The sequence below is a fragment of the Actinomycetes bacterium genome (genome assembly GCA_036510875.1).
In the GTDB taxonomy this organism is placed as follows: Bacteria; Actinomycetota; Actinomycetes; order Prado026; family Prado026; genus DATCDE01.
In genome coordinates, this window is record DATCDE010000013.1 from 1 (window position 1) to 2,651 (window position 2,651).

Here is a 2,651-nt window from a genome sequence, read left to right on the forward strand (position 1 = left end):
CCCGCCGGCTCGGCCGGATCGTGGCCGAGCCGCTGCCGGTCGTCGTCCGGGCCGCCGAGACCACTGAGGGCCGAGCCCGGCTGTACCGGCGGGCCGGGGCCCGGGACCGGGCCGCCGCCACCCTGCGGGCCGCCGCGGTGCAGCGGCTCCGGCCGGCACTGGGGCTGCCCCGCACCGCGGAAGCGGTCGAGGTCGCCGCGGCCGTGGCCGCGCGCAGCGGTCGGCCCGAGGCGGACGTGGCCGCCCTGCTGTACGGTGCGGCCCCACGCGACGACGCCGCCCTCGCCCGGCTGGCCGACGACCTGGACGCCCTGGAGAGGACGGTGCGCAGCCTGTGACCGAGTTCCCCCTGCAGCCGCCCGGGCCGGCGGGCGACGCCGACACGGCCCGCGCCGCGCTCACCGCGCTGCGCGCCGAGGTGGGCAAGGCCGTGGTCGGCCAGGACGCCGTCGTCACCGGGCTGGTCATCGCGCTGCTCTGCCGCGGCCACGTGCTGCTCGAGGGGGTGCCCGGCACGGCGAAGACGCTGCTGGTCCGCGCGCTGGCGGCGTCCCTGGCCGTGTCCACCCGGCGGCTGCAGTTCACCCCCGACCTGATGCCCGGCGACGTGACCGGGTCGCTCGTCTACGACGCGCGCACCGCGGAGTTCTCCTTCAAGCAGGGCCCGGTGTTCACCAACCTGCTGCTCGCCGACGAGATCAACCGCACCCCGCCGAAGACCCAGGCCGCCCTGCTGGAGTCGATGGAGGAGCGGCAGGTCAGCGTCGACGGCCGGCCCCGCCCGCTGCCCGACCCGTTCCTCGTGGCCGCGACCCAGAACCCGATCGAGTACGAGGGCACGTACGCGCTGCCCGAGGCCCAGATCGACCGGTTCCTGCTCAAGCTCTCGGTCAACGTGCCGGCGCGGGAGGACGAGATCGCGGTGCTGCAGCGGCATGCGTCCGGCTTCGACCCGCGGGACCTCTCGGCGCTCCGCCCGGTCGCGGGGCCGGCCGAGCTGGCCGCGGGCCGGGCCGCGGTGGCCACCGTCGCCGTCACGCCGGAGGTGCTTGGGTACATCGTCGACGTGGCCAGGGCCACCCGCGCCGCGCCGTCCGTGCGGCTGGGCGTCTCCCCCCGCGGCGCCACCGCCCTGCTGGCCTCGGCCCGGGCCTGGGCCTGGCTGTCCAGCCGCGGCTACGTCACCCCGGACGACGTCAAGGCGCTGGCCCGGCCGGCGCTGCGGCACCGGGTGCAGCTGCGCCCGGAGGCCGAGCTCGAGGGCGTGACCGTGGACGCCGTCCTCGACGGAGTGCTGGCCACCGTCCCGGTACCCCGCTGAGGGTGCTGGCGGCATGGCGCTGACCGGCCGGCTCGGCCTGCTGGCCCTCCTCGGGGTGCCGGTCGTCGCCGTGCTCGGCTCCTGGGCCGGGGTGCTGGCCTTCGACCTGGTGCTGCTGGTGCTCGTCGTGGCCGACCTGGTGCTGGCCGGGTCGGTGCGCGGGCTGCAGCTGGCCCGGAGCGGCGACCGGGCGGTGCGGCTGGGTGAGCCCGCCACGGTCACGCTGACCGTGGCCAACCCGGAAGGGCGCCGGGTGCACGGGTGGGTGCGCGACGCCTGGCCGCCGTCCGCAGGGGCCGTTGCTCAGCGGTACCGGCTGGACGTGCCGCCGCGGCAGGCCCGGCGGGTGACCACCACGCTGGTGCCGACCCGGCGCGGCGACCGGATGGCCGACCGGGTGACCGTGCGCTCGGTCGGGCCGCTCGGCCTGGCCGCCCGGCAGGGCTCGCACGCGCTGCCGTGGACGCTGCGCGCACTGCCGCCGTTCCTGTCCCGCCGGTACCTGCCGTCGCGGCTGGCCCGGCTGCGCGACCTCGAGGGCCGGACCCCGGTCCTGGTCCGCGGACAGGGCACCGAGTTCGACTCGCTGCGGGAGTACGTCGAGGGGGACGACGTCCGCTCGATCGACTGGCGGGCCTCGGCGCGTGCCGGCGACGTCATGGTGCGGACCTGGCGGCCGGAGCGCGACCGGCACCTGCTGCTCGTCCTCGACGCGGGGCGGACCGCGGCCGGCCGGGTCGGCGACGCGCCCCGGCTGGACGCCGCGATGGACGCCGCTCTGCTGTTGGCCGCGCTCGCCTCGCGGGCCGGCGACCGGGTGGACCTGCTGGTCCACGACCGCGTGGTGCGGGCCGCGGTGCAGGGCCGGACGGCGTCCGAGCTGCTGCCGGCGCTGGTCACCGCGATGGCACCCCTCGAGGCGCGGCTGGTCGAGCCGGACTGGCGGTCGGTGGCCGCCGAGGTCCTCACCCGAGCGCCCCGGCGCTCGCTCGTCGTCCTGCTCACCGCGCTGGACCCGGCGCCCGTGGAGAACGGCCTGCTGCCGGTGCTGCCGCGGCTGACCGCCCGGCACCGGGTGCTGCTCGCGTCGGTGGCCGACCCGCGGGTGGGCGAGCTGGCGCGCGGCCGCGGGGACGCCGAGGCGGCCTACGGCGCGGCCGCCGCCGAACGGACCCAGCTGGACCGGGCCCGGGTCGCGGCCCGGCTGGCCAGCCTCGGCGTCGAGGTGGTCGACGCGCCGCCCGAGCGGCTGCCACCGCGGCTGGCCGACGCCTACCTCGCGCTCAAGGCTGCCGGCCGCCTCTGACTTGTCAGGGTGAGGACGACGTAT

Annotated in this window: 3 protein-coding genes; all 3 read left to right on the top strand. The window is 78.1% G+C overall.

Features of this window, described 5'->3' with window-relative positions; translation table 11 throughout:
* Window positions 1-338, top strand: a 338-nt coding sequence (locus VIM19_00920) for a DUF4350 domain-containing protein (GenBank protein ID HEY5183477.1), incomplete at its 5' end; no start/stop codon positions are given.
* Entirely contained in the window at window positions 335-1,321 is a 987-nt protein-coding gene (locus VIM19_00925) for a MoxR family ATPase (GenBank protein ID HEY5183478.1), read from the top strand. The genes VIM19_00920 and VIM19_00925, both read left to right, overlap by 4 nt.
* A 13-nt stretch (window positions 1,322-1,334) precedes the next feature.
* On the top strand, window positions 1,335-2,627 hold the full coding sequence (locus tag VIM19_00930; protein ID HEY5183479.1) for a DUF58 domain-containing protein: 1,293 nt from the start codon (window positions 1,335-1,337) through the stop codon (window positions 2,625-2,627).
* Window positions 2,628-2,651: the final 24 nt, after the last annotated feature.